This is a genomic window from Saccharothrix sp. NRRL B-16348, assembly GCF_001280085.1.
Lineage (GTDB): Bacteria > Actinomycetota > Actinomycetes > Mycobacteriales > Pseudonocardiaceae > Actinosynnema.
Map to the genome: position 1 here is coordinate 1 of NZ_LGED01000149.1, position 280 is coordinate 280.

Annotated in this window: 1 protein-coding gene; it reads right to left on the reverse strand. The window is 63.2% G+C overall.

Features of this window, described 5'->3' with window-relative positions; translation table 11 throughout:
- On the reverse strand, positions 1-280 hold a 280-nt coding region (locus ADK67_RS15555), incomplete at both ends, for a pectate lyase family protein (protein WP_442974144.1).

Genomic DNA, 280 nt, shown 5'->3' on the forward strand with positions numbered 1-280 from the left:
CGAGTCGATGTTCTCGTACAGGTTGTGGTGGTACGTGATGAACCCGTTCGAGCGGTCGCTCTCACTCGACCCGACCAGCCCGCCACGACCGGAGTTGCGCAGGGTGCTGTAGGACAGCGTCACGTACTGCGTGTTGTCCTTCATGTCGAACAGGCCGTCGTAGCCCTCCGACTCGCCACCGGACGCCAGCAGGTTGACGTGGTCGACCCACACGTTGCGGACGTTGCTCTCCATCCCGATCGCGTCGCCGCCGTTGGACGTCGGAGAACCCGACTTCTTC